The sequence below is a fragment of the Pseudomonas sp. NFX183 genome (assembly GCF_047943075.1).
In the GTDB taxonomy this organism is placed as follows: Bacteria; Pseudomonadota; Gammaproteobacteria; order Pseudomonadales; family Pseudomonadaceae; genus Aquipseudomonas.
The window spans coordinates 5,967,669-5,972,252 of the sequence record NZ_CP181333.1 but is presented as its reverse complement, the minus strand read 5'-3'; the positions used below and the strand labels follow the sequence as shown (position 1 = coordinate 5,972,252).

General features: G+C 60.4%; 3 protein-coding genes. 2 read left to right on the top strand and 1 reads right to left on the bottom strand.

Going from position 1 to position 4,584, the window contains the following annotated elements; translation table 11 throughout:
• Positions 1-524 precede the first annotated feature (524 nt).
• Positions 525-1,676: a macrolide transporter subunit MacA gene (gene macA / locus ACM530_RS27845; RefSeq protein ID WP_242197590.1), complete on the top strand. Its 1,152-nt coding sequence runs from the start codon at positions 525-527 to the stop codon at positions 1,674-1,676.
• Positions 1,677-1,679: 3 nt separating this feature from the next.
• Positions 1,680-3,638, top strand: a complete 1,959-nt coding sequence (locus ACM530_RS27840; RefSeq protein ID WP_416363726.1) for a MacB family efflux pump subunit — start codon at positions 1,680-1,682, stop codon at positions 3,636-3,638.
• Between the two features lie 54 nt (positions 3,639-3,692).
• On the opposite strand, the gene ACM530_RS27835 is transcribed toward ACM530_RS27840, so the two are convergent.
• Positions 3,693-4,370: a response regulator transcription factor gene (locus tag ACM530_RS27835; RefSeq protein ID WP_178119735.1), complete on the bottom strand. Its 678-nt coding sequence runs from the start codon at positions 4,368-4,370 to the stop codon at positions 3,693-3,695.
• Between the last annotated feature and the right edge of the window lie 214 nt (positions 4,371-4,584).

Below are 4,584 nucleotides of genomic sequence, written 5' to 3'. Positions count from 1 at the left end.
GCGGCATACACCGATCTGAAGGTGGGAGCTGGCTTGCCTGCGATAGCGGTGCGGCAGTGTACCTATCCATTGCTGCGGTCACGGCCACTTATGGTTCCGCTCTTACAGCGGGTCACTTTTGTAAAGACACAAAAGTAACCAAAAGGTCTTCGCCCCACCACTCGGCACCTCGCTTAGGCTCGGTGTGCCCTCATGCAGGCTTTGGAGCGTGGGCCGCCGCGATGGGCCATCCTTGGCCCAACGCGGCTAACCCGGCGTCCTGCCGGGTTACCCACGCTCCAAAGCCTGCGTTCGGCCAGCGTGGTTTAACGGGGCGCCTCAGAGCAAGATCAAGGTCAAAAGCAAATCAAAAGCCGCTTGATCTGTTCCTGACGCGTGGAGCTCCTAAGGTGGGAGCTGGCTTGCCTGCGATAGCGGTGTATCAGCCCGGCATAGGGTGACTGACACTCAGCAAGCACAGGCAATCCAGCGCCCACACCAGGCCGTTTTCGCTTCAGACCCTCTTCATCTTTTTATGGTCATTTATGGATAAGTCAACGTTTCGCAAACTCGGAATGCTCGCGGTATTGGCGGTTGCCATCGGCCTTGTCGTGTATACGGTGCAAGCGCCCGCCGACACGCCGCAATACCTCACCGCCACGGCTGAACGGGGTGATATTGAAAATGCCGTATTGGCCACGGGCGTGCTCGAAGGCATCAAACAGGTTGACGTCGGCGCCCAGGTTTCGGGGCAGTTGAAGTCGCTCAAGGTCAAGGTTGGTGACAAGGTCAAAAAAGGCCAATGGCTCGCCGAAATCGACCCGCTGATCCTGCAAAACACCTTGCGCAAAGCCCAGGTCGATGAAGAGAACCTGCAGGCCCAGCGCCGCGCCACGGCGGCGCAGCTCAAGCAGGCCAAGTCTGTCTACGAGCGCTACAAAGGCTTGCAGATCGACGAGTCGGTGTCGCGTCAGGATTTTGAAGACGCGCAATCCACCTTCCAGGTGCAGCAAGCCAACCTGCTGTCCCTGGATGCGCAGATCAAGAGTGCGCACATCCAGATCGACACCGCCAAGGTCAACCTGGCCTATACCCGCATCGTCGCGCCCATCGACGGGGATGTGGTAGGCATCGTCACCCAGGAAGGCCAGACCGTGATCGCCAACCAGCTGGCGCCGGTGCTGCTCAAGCTGGCGGACCTGGACACCATGACCGTCAAGGCCCAGGTGTCCGAGGCGGATGTGATTCACATCAGCCCCGGCCAGCAGGTGTATTTCACCATCCTCGGCGAGGCCGACAAGCGCTACTACGCCAAGCTGCGCGGGACCGAGCCGGCGCCGCAGAACTTCCTCGAAACACAGACCGCCGGCACGCCCAAGCAAAACACCGCGGTGTTCTACAACGCGCTGTTCGACGTGCCCAACCCTGACCATCGCCTGCGCATCGCCATGACCGCTCAGGTGCGTATCGTGCTCGACACCGCCCAGGCCGCGCTGATGGTGCCGGTGGCGGCACTCGGCTCGCGCAATGCTGATGGCAGCTACCCGCTGCGTGTGCTGGATGCCAAGGGCAAAGCCGTGTCGCGGGATGTGAAGACCGGGATCAACAACAACGTCAAAGTGCAGATTCTGGACGGCCTGGTGGAGGGCGATAAGGTCGTGATCGGTGACGCAACGCCTGTTGTGGCGGGGAACTGACGCATGACCCAGCCACTGTTGGAACTCAAGGGCATCACCCGCAGTTTCATGGCCGGCGAGCGCGAATTCATCGCGCTCAAGGGCATCGACTTGACCATCCATGCCGGAGAAATGGTCGCGATCATCGGCGCCTCGGGCTCGGGTAAATCCACCCTGATGAACATCCTCGGCGGCCTGGACTACGCCACCGCCGGCAGCTACAAAATCAATGGCATCGAAACCCGCTCGCTCGGCGATGAGCAACTGGCGGAACTGCGCCGCGATTACTTCGGTTTTATCTTCCAGCGCTACCATTTGCTCGCGCACCTGAGCGCCTTGCACAACGTGGAAATGCCGGCGATCTACGCCGGCACGCCAGAGACGCAACGCCACAGCCGCGCCCGGGATTTGCTCACCCGCCTGGGCCTGGCGGGGCACACCAGCCACCGGCCGAGCCAGCTTTCCGGCGGCCAGCAACAACGCGTGAGTATCGCCCGCGCGCTGATGAACGGCGGTGAAGTGATTCTCGCCGACGAACCCACCGGCGCCCTCGACACCCACAGCGGCAAGGAGGTGATGCGCATCCTTGCCGAGCTGCACGCCGCCGGGCACACAGTGATTATCGTCACCCACGACCCCAAGGTGGCCGCCAATGCCCAGCGCATTGTCGAGGTGTGTGACGGCGAGATTGTCAGCGACAAGGCCAACGACAGCGCCGGCCTGGAGGTGCCCGCCGAGGCGCCCATCGAGACCCGGCGCAGCGGCGCACGGCGACTGGTGGCGAGCCTGGGGTTGTTCAAGGAAGCATTCAACATGGCCTGGGTCGCGTTGATTTCCCATCGCATGCGCACCCTGCTGACGATGCTCGGGATTGTCATCGGCATCACCTCGGTGGTGTCGATCTCGGCCATCGGTGAGGGCGCCAAGCGTTATGTGCTTAAAGACATCCAGGCGATCGGCAGCAACACCATCGACATCTTTTCCGGCACCAGTTTTGGTGATAGCCGCGCATCCGCCATCGAAACATTGATGCCCTCGGACGTGGAGGCGTTGAACCAGCTGTATTACGTCGACAGCGCCACGCCGGTGGTGGGCCGCAACCTGCTGCTGCGCTTTGGCAATATCGACCTGGATGCGCAGGTCAATGGCGTCAGCGACCGCTACTTCAAAGTGAAGGGGTTGAAGCTGGAAGCCGGGATTGCCTTCAGCGAGAGTGACGCGCGGCGCCAGGCCCAGGTGGTGGTGATCGACCACAACACCCGACATCGCTTGTTCGGACCGAATGTGGACCCCTTGGGCCAGGTGATCCTGGTCGGCAATCTGCCGTGCACGGTGATTGGTGTAACGGCCGACAACAAAAACATGTTCGCCGCCAGCAAGGCGCTGAACGTGTGGGTGCCTTATGAGACGGCGGCGGGGCGTCTGTTGGGCCAGCGCCATCTGGACAGCATCACCGTGCGCATCAAGGACGGCCAGCCGAGCAAAGTGGTGGAAGAAAACGTCAATAAACTCATGCTGCAACGTCACGGCACCAAGGATTTCTTCACCAATAACCTCGACAGCATCATGCAAACGGTGCAGAAAACCAGCCGCTCGCTGGCGCTGCTGTTGTCGCTGATCGCGGTAATTTCGTTGCTGGTGGGCGGTATCGGGGTGATGAACATCATGCTGGTGTCGGTGACCGAGCGCACGCGCGAGATTGGTATTCGCATGGCCGTGGGCGCGCGGCAGTCGGACATCCGCCAGCAGTTTCTGGTGGAAGCGGTGATGGTGTGTTTGATCGGCGGGATGATCGGGATCTCGTTGTCCTTTGCGATCGGCTATCTGTTTTCGTTGTTTGTGAAGGAATGGGAAATGGTGTTTTCACTCGGCTCGATCATTACCGCGTTTGCGTGCTCGACCCTGATCGGCATTGTGTTTGGCTTTGTACCGGCCAGGAATGCGGCGCGGCTGGACCCGATTGAGGCGTTGGCCAGGGACTGACGGCAGCTATCAGATGTGGGCGCTGGCAAGCCAGCGCCCACAGGTTTTGGTGATTCAGAGGGCTGTGAGCGTGCCTTCCTCGGTCGCGTACATCCACCGCAACAACGAATGCCGCCCGCTGATGCCCAGCTTGATCGCCGCGCGCTTGAGGTAGCTCTCGATGGTGTTGACCTTGAGTGCCAGTTGCTCTGCCAATTGCGGTGCAGTGCGCCCGGCCAGCAGGCCGACACACACTTCGAGTTCGCGGTTGGAAAGCGTCAGGCCCGATTGCACCAGGCGTTCTTCAATGCGCCGGCGCAGGGTTTCGATGCCCTGGTTTTCCGGCATCACCGGTTCGCTGGTCGGGCGGCAAGGCTGGATCGCAGTGATGTGTTTTTCGACCATGGGCAGCAGCAGCGTGGAGAAGTCCTGCAGCATGCTGCGTTCCTGCGGCGAAAAACTTTCTGACTGGTGCGAGCGGTACACCGACAGTACATAGCGCACGTCGTCCCTGCGGCGCGTGAGGTGCAGCTGGGCGGCGGGTTGTTCTTCACCCAAGGCGGCTACCGAATCGGTGTAGACCGGGCTGATCCTGCGGCGGGTGTGGCCCTCGGCACTGACCCGCAATTGCGTGATATGGGTGGCGTCCACTGCCAGTTGGGTCAGGATGAGGTCATGCAGCATGCGTGGGAAATGGCGACTGCCGGTGCTGGCGATGACCTTGCCTATATGTGGGAACAGGTGTGAGTTCATCAATTCGTCCATGAGTTTCCAGTGCAGGTATTCAGCCTTATCGCGACGGGATTTAATAAGGTAACCAGGGTGAATAACCTGCAGTGATAATGCACCCGTCGAGCACCTATGCTAGTACAGCCTGACGAAAGCATGGGGATCCAATCTGGAAAAAATCAGATTAAAAACGCATAACGGTGGTCAGACCAGTCCGACCACCGTTTGTAGGAAAGCG